The sequence below is a fragment of the Arthrobacter sp. LT660 genome (assembly GCF_056172845.1).
Genome location: NZ_CM149651.1, coordinates 2,808,741 through 2,823,603 on the forward strand (window position 1 = coordinate 2,808,741; position 14,863 = coordinate 2,823,603).

Annotated in this window: 11 protein-coding genes and 3 riboswitches; of the genes, 5 read left to right on the forward strand and 6 right to left on the reverse strand. The window is 68.5% G+C overall.

Translation table 11 applies throughout. The features are described 5' to 3' along the window. Positions 1–9 precede the first annotated feature (9 nt). The 6 genes from AC0QSG_RS13115 to AC0QSG_RS13140 form a co-directional block, all read right to left on the reverse strand. Entirely contained in the window at positions 10–1,101 is a 1,092-nt protein-coding gene (locus tag AC0QSG_RS13115) for a YihY/virulence factor BrkB family protein (protein ID WP_475375710.1), read from the reverse strand. 101 nt (positions 1,102–1,202) lie between these two features. Continuing rightward, the gene (locus AC0QSG_RS13120) at positions 1,203–1,937 is read right to left on the reverse strand and encodes an ArsR/SmtB family transcription factor (RefSeq protein ID WP_475375711.1); all 735 of its coding nucleotides are present in this window, start codon (positions 1,935–1,937) and stop codon (positions 1,203–1,205) included. Between the two features lie 564 nt (positions 1,938–2,501). After that, positions 2,502–4,457 carry an acetate--CoA ligase gene (gene acs, locus AC0QSG_RS13125; RefSeq protein WP_475375712.1) on the reverse strand — a complete coding sequence of 652 codons (1,956 nt, stop codon included), beginning with the start codon at positions 4,455–4,457 and terminating at the stop codon, positions 2,502–2,504. A gap of 145 nt (positions 4,458–4,602) precedes the next feature. Beyond that, positions 4,603–5,445, reverse strand: coding sequence for an ABC transporter permease (locus AC0QSG_RS13130; RefSeq protein WP_435727737.1), 843 nt, complete (start codon positions 5,443–5,445; stop codon positions 4,603–4,605). Continuing rightward, entirely contained in the window at positions 5,445–6,485 is a 1,041-nt protein-coding gene (locus tag AC0QSG_RS13135) for an aliphatic sulfonate ABC transporter substrate-binding protein (RefSeq protein ID WP_475375713.1), read from the reverse strand. Before AC0QSG_RS13135 ends, AC0QSG_RS13130 begins: the two co-directional genes overlap by 1 nt. A 77-nt stretch (positions 6,486–6,562) precedes the next feature. Continuing rightward, positions 6,563–7,393 (reverse strand): ABC transporter ATP-binding protein, encoded by an 831-nt coding sequence (locus AC0QSG_RS13140; protein WP_475375714.1) that lies wholly within the window; start codon positions 7,391–7,393, stop codon positions 6,563–6,565. 5 nt (positions 7,394–7,398) lie between these two features. Next, a riboswitch (SAM riboswitch) is annotated at positions 7,399–7,489 on the reverse strand. Between the two features lie 225 nt (positions 7,490–7,714). Beyond that, positions 7,715–7,812, forward strand: a riboswitch (SAM riboswitch). An 8-nt stretch (positions 7,813–7,820) separates the two neighbouring features. Between AC0QSG_RS13140 and AC0QSG_RS13145 the strand changes: the two genes are divergently transcribed. The 5 genes from AC0QSG_RS13145 to nikE all read left to right on the forward strand — a co-directional run bounded on the left by AC0QSG_RS13145 (position 7,821) and on the right by nikE (position 14,838). Then, complete coding sequence (locus tag AC0QSG_RS13145; protein WP_475375715.1) at positions 7,821–9,077, forward strand: acyl-CoA dehydrogenase family protein; 1,257 nt, start codon at positions 7,821–7,823, stop codon at positions 9,075–9,077. 380 nt (positions 9,078–9,457) lie between these two features. Next, positions 9,458–9,547, forward strand: a riboswitch (SAM riboswitch). A gap of 93 nt (positions 9,548–9,640) precedes the next feature. Further along, complete coding sequence (locus tag AC0QSG_RS13150; protein WP_475375716.1) at positions 9,641–11,296, forward strand: ABC transporter substrate-binding protein; 1,656 nt, start codon at positions 9,641–9,643, stop codon at positions 11,294–11,296. Positions 11,297–11,302: 6 nt separating this feature from the next. Continuing rightward, positions 11,303–12,262, forward strand: coding sequence for an ABC transporter permease (locus AC0QSG_RS13155; protein WP_475375717.1), 960 nt, complete (start codon positions 11,303–11,305; stop codon positions 12,260–12,262). Positions 12,263–12,279: 17 nt separating this feature from the next. Next, a complete protein-coding gene (locus AC0QSG_RS13160; RefSeq protein WP_475375718.1) occupies positions 12,280–13,191 on the forward strand; it encodes an ABC transporter permease in 912 nt (303 codons plus the stop codon). 15 nt (positions 13,192–13,206) lie between these two features. Continuing rightward, on the forward strand, positions 13,207–14,838 hold the full coding sequence (gene nikE / locus AC0QSG_RS13165; RefSeq protein WP_475375719.1) for a nickel ABC transporter ATP-binding protein NikE: 1,632 nt from the start codon (positions 13,207–13,209) through the stop codon (positions 14,836–14,838). Positions 14,839–14,863: the final 25 nt, after the last annotated feature.

Consider the following 14,863-nt stretch of genomic DNA (forward strand, 5'->3'; position numbering starts at 1 on the left):
GCCGCCGGACTACGAGTCGCGCTCGGAGCCGAGGCCGGAGCCCCGGCCGGATTTCCGGCGCAGCGAACGGCCGTCGCTGACGTCCTGGCGCTCCTTCTCGGCCTTCTTGTCGCTGGCCTTGGTGTCCCGCGGCGGTAGCTGGATGCTCTCCTCGGCCTCCAGCCCGCCCTGGAGCTGGCGCCCGCGTTCCATCTCCGCGTCGAACTCCGCGCCGAAGAGCAGCGAGATGTTCGCCAGCCACAGCCAGAGCAGCATGACGATGACGCCGGCGATGGCCCCGTAGGTCTTGTTGTAGTTGCCGAAGTTGGAGACGTAGAAGAAGAAGCCGAGCGTCGCCAGGGCCAGGACAACCAACGCAATCAGGGAACCCATGCTGGTCCAGCGGAACTTGGGCTGCTTGACGTTGGGTGTCGCGTAGTAGAGAACGGCGATCATCAGGACGGCGAAGCCCACCATCACCGGCCACTTGGCGATGTTCCAGATCAGGAGGGCGGTCTCGCCCAAGCCGATCGCACCGCCGATGGCCTCCGCAACCGGTCCGGAGAGGACCAGCAGCAACGCCATCACGACGGCGAGCAGAAGCAGGACCACCGTGATGGCCAGCAGCGTTGGCCGCAACTTCCAGAAGGGTCGCCCCTCGTCGATCTCATAGATCCGGTTCATGGCACGCCCGAAGGCTCCGACGTAGCCGGACGCGGACCAGATGGCGCCCAAAAGGCCCGCGACAAGCGCGAACCCAGCGGCCGACGAACCCGTCAGTTGCTCGATCGTGGGCCGGATGCTGTCCACGACGGACGGGTCGGCGACGCCCTCGACGACCTGCAGGAGGGTTTGCGTCGTCTGCTCGGCCTGGCCGACCACCCCCAACAGGGAGACCAGCGCCAACAGGGCGGGGAACAGGGACAGGACTCCGTAGTAGGTCAGCGCGGCGGCCAGGTCGGTGCACTGGTCCCGCGAGAACTCCCGGAGCGTGCGCTTGAGGATGTACTTCCAGGCGGGCTTGCCGACGTCCCGGGGGCTGTCCGGTTTCCTATCGTCGTTCGGATCCGGGGCGGTGTGAGCCTTTTCCGCGCTCGTGCCCTTCGTGCTGCGCTCGGCCATGGCCCCGCCTTTCCTCTGTCGTGATCGCGTTTCCTCGGTGGTGATCGCCGCCAGCAAAGCACGGGCCCGCGGCGCGTTCAAGGGAAAGGACGGCGCGCCTTCTACATGCGCGCGAGTGCCTCGCCGACGTCGGCCCGTTGGTAGAAGACCTCCCGCCCGGAACGGAGCGAGGACGCCAGCCCGCCCGCGGCCATGATCTTGAGGTGGCCGGTGACGGTCCCGGCGGCGAGGTCCAGCGCGCAGGCCAGTTGGGTGGTGGTCATGGGGACGTCCAGCTGGGCGAGGATCTGTGCCCGGGGCCGGCCGGGCAGCTGGGCCACCGGGCGGGCGTTCAACACGCGCGTATTGGGCCAGATGAAGGCGTTGGGCACCAGGATCAGCCCCTGCCCGGGATCCGGTGGGACCACCTGATCGCACCCCCGGACGATCTCCAGCCCGGTCGGAGTCGGGATCACACTGGGGTGCAACGAGCGGAACACCTCCACGATGCCGCTCCGCGAGATCCGCGCCAGGCGGGCGTCGATGTCCGCCAACAGCACGGAGCGCAGTCGCGGCCACCGCCGCCGGCATCTCCTCGAACGAATCCTGGTGCCGGGGGGTGGGGTCAGCCCGTCCGCCATGAAGCCCCGCGGGAGGACCACCGTGCTCAACAGCCTCAGGTGGGCGCCCTTGCGTGGGTCCATGGACGCCGCGATGCTCCGCTTGGCCGATTCGATCCACGGACGGTGGATGGGCGTGCCCACCTGGAGCGCGCGGAGGCTGGTCACCGTTTCCCACAGGTGCGAGGCCTCGAAGCGGATCTTCGTGAGGTCCCCGCTGGTGAGTGTGATGTGCATGGAATCAGGGTAGGGCGACGCGCACCCGGACGCGAGGATTCGGCTGAGGCCGAATCCTGGCGGTGGGCGAGTGGCCCGCGCCCGCCGCGCCCGGGTGGCGCCTGGGCCAGCCTGGGGCTGCGCGGAGTATTCCCGGATTCGGTCCTCGCCAAATCGTGGCGTGCCGCCCTCGCCGGATCGATTCTGTTGGCATGACAACGCACACCAGTTCCCCAATAATCAGCAACACGATAGATGACTAGGCCGCAGCCGTCGCATCTTTCGCCGCCCGGACGGCGGCCGGCCTCCGCACCGTCGGGCCGCCGTCGTTCGCCGGATCCGTCATTCGTGGCGCGAAGGCGCGGCCATGGACGTTGAATTCGACCGCCGGAGGAGGCCCGATGTTCCATGCCCAGTCCGGCGGCTGCATGTAGCGCGTCCGCGGCCGTACCGAGTTGAGCGGTTTTGGGCCCCCGTGAACGGCTTTGCGGTCTCCTCGGCGCTCTGACTAGGGGCGTTGTGCCGGAGTTGTGCCATAGTTGCTCACGACGGCACGCAACGGCACGGCACGGCACGACGCCGGGCCTACCGGGCGTCGCAGATCTCCTTGATCCGCTCGATGCACGGCTCGTTCTGCAGACTGGTGGTGTCGCCAAGCGTGCTTCCCTCGAACAGCTGGGTCAACAGGCGCCGCATGATCTTCCCCGAGCGGGTCTTCGGCACGTCGGGCACGAACACGACGTCGCGCGGCTTGGCGATTGGTCCGATCTGCGTGGACACGTGGGCCCGCAGGGCGGCGACCACCGAGTCGCGGACGTCCGCCGGCGCGTCGGCCAGCGTCCCGCCGATCAGGGACGCGTCGCGAGGCACCACGAACGCGGTCGCCGCGTGGCCGGTCTTCGCATCGAACGTCGGGCACACGCCGGCCTCGACCACCGCGGCGTGGGACACCAGCGCGGACTCGATCTCGATCGTGGAGAGCCGGTGCCCGGAGATGTTGATGACGTCGTCGGTCCGGCCCAGGATCCAGGTGTGGCCGTCGTCGTCGAACCGGGCGCCGTCCCCGGCGAGGAACCAGCCCTGCGCCGCGTACTTCTCCCAGTAGGACGTGAAGTAGCGCTCGGGGTTGCCCCACACGGTGCGCGCCATCGCCGGCCCCGTCCGGGTGAGAACGATGTTCCCCTGCGTGTTCGCCGGAACCCGCGCTCCGGCGTCGTCCACGATGTCCGTCGCGAGTCCGGGCAGCGCGCGCGTGGCGCAGCCGGGCTTGAACGAGGGATCGTCCTGGCGCGGGGAGAGGACGGTCGCGCCCGTCTCCGACTGCCACCAGGTGTCCACCATCGGCACGCCGGAATCGGGGTCCCCGGGAACGACGGCGTCGCGGCCCACCTGCGTGCGCAGCCAGCGCCAGGCCTCGGGGTTGACGGCCTCGCCGACCGTTCCGGCCAGGCGGATGGAGGAGAGGTCGTATGGGGCCGGGATGCCGTCCGGGAACCAGCCCATGAGCGAGCGCACCAGCGTGGGGGCCGTGTAGTAGCTCGTGACGCCGTAGCGTTCGATGATCTCGAAGTGCCGGCCCGGGTGGGGTGCGTTGGGCACGCCCTCGTAGATGACCTGGGTGACGCCGTTGGAGAGCGGTCCGTAGATCTCGTAGGTGTGGGCGGTGACCCAGGCGAGGTCGGCGGTGCACCAGTGGACGTCGTTTTCGCGCTGCGCCGGATCGGGGTGGGAGAACAGGAACTCGTGGCTCCAGGAGGCCTGCGTCAGGTAACCGCCGGTGGTGTGGACCAGGCCCTTCGGCTGCCCGGTGGTGCCGGAGGTGTACATGATGAACAGTGGCGTTTCGGCGTCGAACGCCTCGGCTGCGTGCTCGGTGGGCTGGGAGTCGACGACGTCGTGCCACCACACGTCGCGGCCCTGGACCCAGTCAACGTCGGTGTGTCCGGTGCGGTTGATGACCAGGACGTGCTCGATCGCGTTGTCCCCGGACACGGCCTCGTCCGCCTGCGACTTGACCGGCACGGCGGTGCCGCGGCGGAATTGGCCGTCCGTGGTGACCAGCAGCTTGGCCCCGGTGTCCTCGACGCGGAACCGCAGCGCCTCGGCGGAGAAGCCGCCGAAGACCAGCGAGTGGACGGCGCCGATCCGCGCGCACGCAAGCGTGATCACGACCGTCTCCACCAGCACGGGCAGGTAGACGACGACGCGGTCGCCCTTCCCGATGCCGAGTTCCGTCAGCGCATTGGCGGCCTGGGAAACGAGCGCGGTGAGTTCGCGGTAGGTGACGGTCCGCGTGTCGCCCGGCTCGCCCTCGAAGTGCAGGGCCACCTTGTCGCCTCGGCCGGCCGCGACGTGGCGGTCGGCGCAGTTGACGGCGGCGTTGAGCTTCCCGCCGTCGAACCAGCGAAGCTCGGGGCCGCGGCGGGCGGCGGTGTCCGCGGGCGTGGCCGAGTGGGTGGTGTGCCAGGGCTCGGCCCACTGGAGGCGGGACGCGGCCTCCTCCCAGAAGGCGAGGCGCTCGGTTTCGTTCTGGTTCGTCATCATCAGCTCCATCGATCCTGGCGGTAGCACTACTAAAGGTCCCGCGGGGCCGCGGCCGCAAACCGGTGCCGCGCAAAACGCAACATTCGCGCCGGCGCGCGGAGGCGGGATGCGGCCGTGGGCGCACGTCCCGCGCGGCGTGTTCCTACGCCCAGCGGTTCACGGCCCAGCGCTCGAGAATCCCCAGCAGCCCGTCGGTGATCTTGCCGATCACGGCGAGCAGGATGATGGCCAGGAGCAGGCGGTCGGTGCGGCCGTTGTTCTGCGAATCGGTCAGCAGGAAGCCGAGCCCCATGGACGAGGCGATCAGCTCCGCCGCGACCAGGAACAGCCACGCCTGCGCCAACGCGAGCCGCAGCCCGGAGAAGATCGCCGGAACGACGGCGGGCAGCTGCACGGTGGTCAGCAGCCGCAGACCGTTGACGCCGAAGGCGCGCGCGGCCTCCACCAGGTTCTTGTCCACGTGGCGCAGCGCCAGGTACACGGTGGTGAAGATTGGGAAGAACGCACCGATGACGATCAGCGTGACCTTCGAGTCCTCGCCGATCTTCATCCACAGGATCAGCAGCGGCACCCAAGCCAGGGACGGCACCGCGCGGAACGCGCCGACCGTCGGGCCGAGCAGCGCGTCGGCCCACCGGGACAGGCCCACGAGCGAACCCAGCGCCAGCCCGAGCGCCGCGCCGATGCCGAAGCCCAGCAGCACGCGCTGCAGCGAGATCCCGATGTGCCGGGTCAGCTCGCCGCGCTCGACGAGTTCCGCGCCGGCGGCCAACACGGCCCCGGGCGCCGGAAGCGCGACGGCGGAGACCCATCCCAGCGAGCTGGCCGCCTGCCACAACGCCAGCAGGGCCACCGGCACGACGGCGCCGATCGCCACCCGGCGCGCGGTGGCACCCCGGGGGCGGGCCGGCGTCGTGCCGCGGGTCGACGAGGCGCGGCCGGCGACCGCCCCGTCGGAGACCTTGGTGTTCGGGCCGAGCGTCATCACGCGTCCTTGATGGTCGAGGCGTCCGCCTTCTTCGCGAAGGTGTCGTCGACGATGGTCGCGACGGCGTCGTCGATGTCCGCCTGGTCGGACACGTCGCCGGTCTCGACGAAGATCGGGCCGACCGTGGTCAGGACCTTGGTCTGGGCCTCGCCCGGAACGCCGTCGACGTCGAGGTTGGAGCGTTCGAGGATGACCTGGCTGGCGACGGCCTGGTCCAGGGAGGCGACGTCGGCGAGGATCGCGGCGGTCTCCTCCGGGTTCTCCGCGGCCCATCCGCGGGCCTTCTCGTAGGCGTCGACGACGGTCTGCGCGAGCTCCGGGGAGTCGTTGAGGAACTTCTCGGTGGCGTTGAGGAAGCCGTAGGTGTTGAAGTCGAGGTTTCGGTAGAGCAGCGTGGCCCCGGCCTGCTCGGCGCCGGCCATGATCGGGTCCAGCCCGGCCCAGGCGTCCACGGAGCCGTTGTCCAGGGCCGCGCGCCCGTCCGCGTGCTGGAGGTTCTGTACGGTCACGTCGTTGATGGACAGCCCGGCCTCCTCGAGCGACTGGACCAGGAAGAAGTAGGGGTCGGTGCCCTTCGTCGCCGCGATCTGCTTGCCCTTGAGCTCGGCCACGGACTTGATGGTCGAATCCTTCGGCACCACCAGCGCGGACCACTCCGGCTGCGAGTAGAGGCTGATCACCTTGATGGGGGATCCGTTGGCGCGGGCCAGCAGGGCAGCCGATCCTGCAGTTGAACCCACCTGGATGGCGTCGGCGCGCAGGGCCTCGTTGGCCTTGTTCGACCCGGCGGACTGGAGCCAGTTGACCGTTACGCCCTGCTCCTTCAGCGTGGCCTCGAGCCAACCCTTTTCCTTGATGACCAGACTGAGCGGGTTGTAGGTGGCGAAGTCGATGTTCAGCGTCTTGGCGGCGCCGGCCGCGGCCTCCGAACCGGAGCCCTCGCCCGCGCAGGCGGTCAGGAGCGCGGCGGCGGCACCGGCGGCGCCGAGTCCGAGGAAACGGCGGCGGGAGACGGGGGACAGGGCGTGGGAAATCATGGGGTTCCTTCGGGGATGCGGTGTGGGATGCGGGTGGTGGCCGACGTCGGCCGGGGGTGTCGGTGGGTAAGCCGGTGTCAGTGTCGGTGGGAGTCGACGCCGAGGCTTTCGAGCAGGGACGAGCGCAGACGGGCCAGTTCGGCGGACGCGCGGTCGCGCGGGCGCTCGCCGGGGACCGTGAGGACCTGGGTGATGCCGGCGCCCTCCTGCCCGGGAACCCGGCCGAGGACCAGGACGCGGTCCGCGAGCTGGAGGGCCTCGTCGACGTCGTGCGTGACCAGGAGGACCGTGGCGGGGTGGGCGCGGTGGATGTCCAGGAGCAGGTCCTGCATCTTCAGCCGCGTGAGGGCATCGAGCGCGCCGAAGGGCTCGTCCAGCAGGAGCACGCCCGGACGGCGGGCCAGCGCCCGCGCCAGCGAGGCGCGCTGGGCCATGCCGCCGGAGATCTCGCGGGGGCGGTGGTCGGCGTGTCCGGACAGCTCGACGAGGTCCAGCAGTTCCGCGATCCGTTCCGCACCCTCCGCCTTGGGCGTCCCGCGCGGGAGTCCGAGCGCGACGTTCCGCCGGACGGTCTGCCACGGCAGCAGCCGCGGTTCCTGGAAGGCGACGGCGGAGCGGTCGTCGAGACCGTGGATGTCGCGTCCGTCGATGGACACCCCGCCGCTGGTCGGACGGTCGAGGCCCGCCACCGCTCGCAGGAGGGTTGATTTGCCGCAGCCGCTGGGACCGAGGATGGCCAGCACCTCGCCGGCAACGACGTCGAAATCTATGGATTCGAGGACGGCGCGGCGGGCGTCGCCGTCGCCGAACGCGCGGCCGAGGCCGGAGAACGAGACGGGCAGCGCGGAACCCGGCTGGCGGGTGGAAGTGGATGTCCGCCGGTTGTCCGGCGCGGTGGTGGTGCTCATGCTCAACTCCATCGGTCCTGGCGTTAGCACCGTCCCCGGACGGGGTGGTTGCTGCGGCGTCAACAAGCCAGATCTCTCGGCCGCTCGGGATGGTATTGAGTCAACTTAATGTCATCCCGGCGCATTCGGCAAGTTACGACGCATCCCCGAAACATTCGGCGTAATACTTCGGTGTGCGTATTTTTCGAAGAAACTTCGGCAAAGGCGTGTCCTTGCACCGAATCTTCAGGATATTTACGGGGCGCTGGATCCCGGAATCGCGCCCGGAGAGGCAGTCCGATGTTTGGCGAGCCCGCGATGGCCGGGTACAAATGAGTCAACAAACCATCCAGAGCGGCCGAGAGTCCTGGCTCCATGACGCCGCAGCAACCCCTTCCCGTCCGTCGGGAGGTAGGTGCTCACGCTAGGTCCGATGGAGTGATTCACTGTGGAGCAGTTCCCTGTCCCCGCCCGCCACCTGATCAAACTGACTCCGGGCGTGCCCGCAACCAGCCACTACGACGAGCTGGCCGACGTGTTTCGGCCCGTCTTCGAGCGCATCGCGGAGGGCGCCGCGGTGCGCGACGCCGAGCGGGTGCTGCCCTACGAGCAGGTCGGATGGCTCAACCAGCTGCGGTTCGGCGCCCTGCGCGTGCCGGAGGCGGACGGCGGCTACGGGGCATCGCTGGCGGACACCTTCCGGCTGCTCATCGAGTTGGCCGAGGCGGACTCGCAGGTGTCCCACCTGCTCCGTTCGCACGTCGGGTTCGTCGAATCCGTCCTGACGCTGGACGACGCGGAGGTCCGCAACCGCTGGTTTGCCCGCTTCGTCGGGGGACAGCTGGTCGGCAACGCGTACACCGAGCGCGGAGGCAATGAACTCGGAACGCTCAACACCCGGCTCCTGGAACACGACGGCCTGTTGCGGCTGACGGGCAAAAAGTACTACTGCACCGGCACCATCTTCGCCGATTGGGCGGCAGTCGCGGCGACGGTGCCGGGCGTCGCCGGGCGCCACATCGCCGTCGTATCGACGCAGCACTCCGGCGTGCGGATCTTCGACGATTGGGACGGCTTCGGCCAGCAGTTGACCGGCACGGGATCTACGACCTTCGACGACGTTCCGGTCGACACCCTGCTTCGGCCGGCCGAGCTCGAGGCGCACGTGGAATCGGCCGTCTTCCAGCTGGTTCTGCTCGCCGTGCTGGCCGGGATCTCGAGGGCCGCGCTGGCCGACGCCCGCGCGGCCGTCCAGGCACGGACCCGGACATTCAGCACCGGTACGGGCGTTCCCGTCCGTGAGGAGCCGCAGGTGTTGCAGCTCATCGGAGAGATGTCCTCCACGGCGTTCGCGGTCGACGCCGTGGTGCTGGCCGCCGTCGCGGAGGTCGAGTCCGTGGATGGCGAGTCGGGGCTGACGGAGGCCGAGCGGTGGGCCGTGTGCGAGCTGGCCGCCAACCGCGCGCAGACCGTGGTCCAGCCGCTGGTGCTGTCCGCGGCGTCCAAGCTCTTCGACGGTCTCGGCGCCTCGTCCACGGCGCGCGTGTGCAACCTGGACCGCCACTGGCGGAACGCGCGCACGGTCGCGACCCACAACCCGACCATCTACAAGGCGCGGATCGTCGGGGACTACGAGGTCAATGGAACCGCCCCGCGGAAGTTCGACGCCGTGGGAGACGTGGCCCAGGTGGGTTTCGCGCGTTGAGCGGTTGGTCGGTTGGCGGTGCCGCGACCGCGACCGCTCCCGCCCTCCTGCAGCCGAGACCGCCCAATATTGCCGAGACCTGCCGAAATTCCGGGAGATCTCGATATTTTCACCCGGTCTGGAGCACCTCCCACATCCCATCGCGAGGACGAGGACCGCTGGCCTCGCCTAGTCGCGGTCAGACTCCTCGCAAAAATGCGGTCCGGCTACTCGGCGCCGCACTCTCACGTAACCCGGCGTCATCTGGAGCAACATTGAACGAATGAGTCACCAAGCCGGTTCGTGTCCGTTTGTTTCGCCATATCGCCGTAATCCTTGGTCACATCGAAGATCCTGCAAGACACTTTAAACATGACCGCGGAGGTTCCGCAGTCACACGACAACCATCCAGAGCGGCTGAGAGACCTGGCTCATTGACGCCGCAGCAACCACCCCCTCGGGGCCGGTGCTCATGCCAGGACCGATGGAGATTGCCAGACTCCGCAGGTTCTTAAACGTCGGTCCGCCGACGTCCACACAGCTGCGGACAGAGCGTTCCTCGGTAACAACCGAGAGGATCCACTATGGAACCCACACCCCGTATTTCCCGTCCCGGCCGCGGCACCGTTCGCCGCGCTTCCGCACTCGTCGCACTGTTGGGAGCCGCCTCCTTGGCATTGGCGGCCTGCGGATCGGGCGCGTCCGGCAACCAGCCGTCGGCCGCCGCCGGCGAGCCGGTGCAGGGCGGAACGTTCACCTATGCCGAGGTCACTCCGATCAACAATTGGCAGACCCAGGCCGCGCGCTTCTACGAGAAGGCGAACGTCCTCAACAGCGTGCTCGACCGCCTCACCTACTTCGACGCTGAGAACGGCGAGCTGGTCGGATGGATTGCGAGCAAGTTCGAGGCCAACGCGGACAAGACCGAGTTCACATTCACCATCCGCGATGGCGTGACGTTCTCCGACGGGACGCCGCTGGACGCGCAGGCCGTGAAGGCCAACCTCGACGCCCTGGGTCTGGGGGTCGAGGCCGCCCAGGTGCAGCCGAACGTCGACTTCGCGTCCTACAAGTCCGCCGAGGTTCTTGCCGACAGCCAGGTGAAGGTCACGCTGAAGAGCCCGGACGCAAACTTCCTCCGGGCGACCTCTTCGGTGACCGCCGGACTGGTTTCCCCGGAAACTTTGAAGCTGGACAACGCGGGCCAGTCCGCAATCTCGAAGATCGTCGGCTCGGGCCCGTTTGTGTTCGAGTCCGAGAAGACGGACGAGGAGGTCGTGTTCGCCAAGCGAGCCGACTACGCGTGGGCCCCCGAGACGGCCGAGAACCAGGGTGCGGCCTATTTGGACAAGCTCGCCGTGAAGTACCTACCGGAGGTTGCCCACCGTGCCGGCGCCGTGCAGTCCGGCCAGGTGGACCTCGTCCGCGGCCTGCAGCCTGCCGATGAGGCGGCGCTGGCAGCCGGAGGAGCGCAGGTGCTTCCCGCGAAGGGCGTGGACCTAACGGCGAACATGGCCGCCGTGCGCATCGGCAGCGGCAAGCTCGCCGACGTCAAGGTGCGTCAGGCACTGCAGGTCGGCATTGACCGCCAGACCATTAAGGACACCGTGCTTTCGGATAGCTACGAGATTGCCGGGTCGGTGCTCAACCGCGCGGCGCCCGGATACGTCGACCTTTCCGCGGAACTCGCCTACGAGCCCGAGAAGTCCAAGCAGTTGCTCGACGAGGCGGGTTGGAAGGTCGGAACAGACGGCATCCGCGAAAAGGACGGCGAGAAGCTGCAGGTCACCGTCACCTCCTCCAACAACTCCGTGGTGATCAAACCCGCCTTCGAACTGATCGAGCAGCAGTGGCGCCAGATCGGCGTGAAGCTGGTCAACCGAGCAGCGGACAACACGTTCCTCGCCACGGCCATGATCGACCCCAACATCGAGTTCTTCGGCACCCGGCAGTTCGCCTACGGGGGACTCGGCCCGGTCTTCGGACCGGAGAGCAACACCCAGACGCTCAACGCGGACAAGGACCTCAACTCACTCTTCGCCGAGGAACGCGCCGCGGCCAGCGACGAGGAACATCTGGAACTCGTGGCCGAGGAACAGCGTCAACTGGTTGTCGACCAGGCACTTTCGCTGGTCTTGTGGGACGAGGTGCAGGTCTACGGGGGAGCCCCGGGCTCACACGTGGAATTCACCTCCGGAACCGCGCCCATATTCCAGGGCGCCTGGAAGACCGGGGAGTAGTCCGCCGTGGCCGCCTACATCGCGAGAAGGATCGGACAGTCCCTGTTGGTCGTCTGGCTCGCCTACACGCTGGTCTTCCTGGCCGTGCAGCTCCTGCCCAACGATCCCGTGACGATCTTCCTCTCCGCCGATGCGGCAGCCGACCCGGCGACAATCGCCGCCATGAAGGCCCAGTACGGCTATGACCAGCCGCTGTTGGTGCAGTACGTCGGCCAGCTCGCGGACATCCTCCGCGGAGACGTGGGCTACTCGCTCGCTTCGGGGCAACCCGTTTCGGAACGCATCGGCTCCGTCATCGCGTCCACGCTGGCGCTGGCCGGCAGTGCGTTCGTCGGCGCGGTCCTGTTGGCGGTTGCGCTCGCCGCGACCGCCACGCTGGCACGGGCCACTTGGCTCAAGCGGACCATTCTGAACCTTCCCCCGCTCTTCGCCGCTGTGCCGGTCTTTTGGCTTGGACTGGTCCTGCTGCAGGTGCTCGCCATCCAGTGGGGGGTGATGTCGCTCTTCCCGGACGGTTCGTTCGCGTCGTTGGCCGTCCCGGTCCTGGTGCTCGCCGTGCACGTCTCGGCACCGATCGCCCAAGTCCTGCTGAAGAGTCTCGACGCCGTCTATGCGCAACCCTTCATCGACGTGCTGCGGGCAAAGGGCGCCTCTCCGGCGTGGATCTTCTACCGGCACGCACTGAAGAACGCGGCTGCGCCGGCGATGACCATCAGCGGTATCACGGTCGGCACGCTGCTGGCCGGGTCGGTGATCACGGAGACCGTCTTCGCCCGCGCCGGCCTGGGGCAGGTCGTCCTCCAGGCGGTTACCGCCCAGGACGTGCCGCTTGTCCAGGGGCTCGTGCTTTTGACCGCGACCGCCTTCGTGGGGGTCAACCTCGCCGTGGATCTGCTGTACCCGCTGCTGGACCCGCGGATCCTGAAAAGCAGCACCCACGGCGCACCCCGTGCGCTGGCCGCCTGATAAGAAACGGAGCGAACATGAGCACCAAGCCGGATACGATCGCCCCGGTCGCCGCGGTGGCGTTCCCACCCGAGGCTGCGACGCAGGCATCCACCCCCGACCCAGGGCCGACGGGTGGGCGGCACCGCGGCGCCATGCATTTGCCGGCGCTGTGGTTGACCGCAGCCCCGCTATTACTGGTGCTGGGATGGGCGCTCCTGCCCGGACTCTTCACCGGTTTCGACCCCGTCACAGGAGTGCCGGCCGAGAAGTTCCAGGCCCCGGGAGCCGAACACTGGTTCGGCACGGACCACCTTGGTCGTGATGTCTACGCGCGCGTGGTGCACGGCACCTCGCAGACCCTGCTCACGGCGGGGTTGGCCGTGTTGATCGGACTGGTGGTCGGCACGGCCATCGGGCTGGCCGCAGCCACGGCGGGACGCTTCGCCGACGCGGCCACCATGCGGCTGGTGGACGTGCTGCTCGCCGTTCCCGGCTTCCTCATTTCGCTGATCATCGTCACGGCGTACGCGCCGGGACCGATTTCGCTCGGCGTGGGCGTCGGCATCGCCTCCATCGCGTCCTTCGCCCGCGTCGTCCGCTCCGAGGTCCTGCGCGTTCGCAACCTGGACTACGTGGAGGCGGCGTTCCTCAACGGGGGTTCGTACGCGTCCGTCGTCGTCAAGCACATCCTTCCCAACGCCTGCGGGCCGGTACTGGCATTGCTGGCCGTGGATCTGGGCGCGGCGATCCTGGCGATCTCCGGCCTTGGTTTCCTCGGGTTCGGCTCTCCGCCTCCCACGCCCGAGTGGGGCCTCCTGATCGCCGAGGGGCGGCAGTACCTGGCCACCGCCTGGTGGCTGACCAGCCTTCCCGGCGTTGTCATTGTCGCCGCCGTCATCCTGCTCGCGGGGCTCGGCCGGCAGCTACAAAAGATCTTCCGTTTCTAGGGACGAGGGAACACCATGACCACCACAACCCCCACAGGAGCGCTACTGAGCGTGCGCGGACTGAGCATCACCTACGGCTCCGGAAGGGAGTCCGTGCTGGCGGGCGACCGTCTGGACCTGACGCTGCGCACTGGCGAGATCGTCGCGCTGGTCGGCGAGTCCGGCTCCGGGAAGAGCACCCTGGCCAAAGCGATCATCGGGCTGCTCCCCGCGAACGCCCACCTCGACGGTGCCATCGACTTCGCGGGCGCCGACCTGCTCTCCCTTCCGGAGCGGGCACTTGAACGCATGCGCGGTAAGAGCATCGGAATGGTCCCGCAGGATCCGGGCGCCTCGCTGGACCCCGTGCAAACCGTGGGTTCCCAAGTCGCCGAGGTGTTCCGGCTCCACCCGGACGGCGGCAGGCGCTCACGGGCGGAACTCCGCGCCGAGGTGGTCCGCCTGTTCGAGACGGTGGGGATCGACCGCCCCGAGGAGCGACTGGGACAGTATCCCCACGAGCTTTCCGGTGGATTGAAGCAACGTGTGCTGATCGCCATCGCGTTCTGCCTCAATCCCCAGCTGTTGATCGCCGACGAACCGACGTCCGCACTGGACGTGACGGTGCAGCGGACGGTTCTGGACGTCTTCACGCGGCTGGCCCGGGAACGCGGAACCGCCGTCATTTTCGTGACCCACGACCTGGCCGTCGCAACGGACCTGGCCGACCGGATCGTGGTGATGCAGCGGGGGAGGATCCGCGAGGACAGCCCCGTGCTGGACATCCTCACCCGCCCGGAGGACGAATACACGGTTCGCCTGTTGGCGGAGGCGGCCCCGACGGCGCCGATCGAGCGGCCAGGTAACGACGCCGGAACGCAAGCCCCAGCGATCGAGGTCTCCGGACTCGCCAAAGCGTTCGGCCGGGGAAAGTCCGAACACCTGGCCGTCGACGGCGTCTCGTTCGCCGTTCGCCCGGGCACCACGTTCGCGCTCGTCGGCGAATCCGGATCCGGAAAGTCGACCACCGCTCGGATGATCATGAGGCTGCTCGATCCCACCGGGGGGACCGTGCGGATCGACGGACGCGACGTCACCGGACTCCGCGGAACCGGCAAGCGGGAGCTCTGGCGCGGACTGCAGCTGGTGTATCAGAACCCCGATTCCGCTCTGGACCCGAGGCTCTCGGTGGAGGACCTCGTGGCTGAACCCCTGAACAGCTACCGCGTGGGCAGCCGGACCGAACGCAAAGCCAAGGTCGCCGAGCTCCTCGGCCAGGTGAGCCTGCCGACGCGGGTCGCACCGCTGCGCGCCCGCGAGCTGTCTGGTGGCCAGCGGCAGCGTGTAGCCATCGCGCGGGCATTGGCCCTGGGCGCCCGCACGCTGGTGCTGGACGAGGCGCTTTCGGCACTGGACGTCCTCACGCAGGCGCAGATCCTCGCGCTCCTTGAGGACCTGCAGTCGCGGCTCGGCCTGTCCTATCTGTTCATTTCGCACGACCTGCACATTGTCGAGCGCATCTCGCACGACGTCGGGGTCATGCGCCGCGGACGTCTGGTTGAAACCGGTCCCACGGCGGGCGTCTTCGCGGATCCGCAGAGCGAATACACGTCGCTGCTGTTGGACGCGAACCCGGGGCACAGGCTGCGCGAACTCGCGGCCCTCTAGAGAACAACATCGAATCCGAAGGAAG

What these genes read in the sequence shown, in the direction of transcription:
- AC0QSG_RS13115 (WP_475375710.1), bottom strand. Translation starts at nt 1,101, where the DNA reads ATGGCCGAGCGCAGCACGAAGGGCACGAGCGCGGAAAAGGCTCACACC.
- AC0QSG_RS13120 (WP_475375711.1), bottom strand. Translation starts at nt 1,937, where the DNA reads ATGCACATCACACTCACCAGCGGGGACCTCACGAAGATCCGCTTCGAG.
- acs (WP_475375712.1), bottom strand. Translation starts at nt 4,457, where the DNA reads ATGACGAACCAGAACGAAACCGAGCGCCTCGCCTTCTGGGAGGAGGCC.
- AC0QSG_RS13130 (WP_435727737.1), bottom strand. Translation starts at nt 5,445, where the DNA reads ATGACGCTCGGCCCGAACACCAAGGTCTCCGACGGGGCGGTCGCCGGC.
- AC0QSG_RS13135 (WP_475375713.1), bottom strand. Translation starts at nt 6,485, where the DNA reads ATGATTTCCCACGCCCTGTCCCCCGTCTCCCGCCGCCGTTTCCTCGGA.
- AC0QSG_RS13140 (WP_475375714.1), bottom strand. Translation starts at nt 7,393, where the DNA reads ATGAGCACCACCACCGCGCCGGACAACCGGCGGACATCCACTTCCACC.
- AC0QSG_RS13150 (WP_475375716.1), top strand. Translation starts at nt 9,641, where the DNA reads ATGGAACCCACACCCCGTATTTCCCGTCCCGGCCGCGGCACCGTTCGC.
- AC0QSG_RS13160 (WP_475375718.1), top strand. Translation starts at nt 12,280, where the DNA reads ATGAGCACCAAGCCGGATACGATCGCCCCGGTCGCCGCGGTGGCGTTC.
- nikE (WP_475375719.1), top strand. Translation starts at nt 13,207, where the DNA reads ATGACCACCACAACCCCCACAGGAGCGCTACTGAGCGTGCGCGGACTG.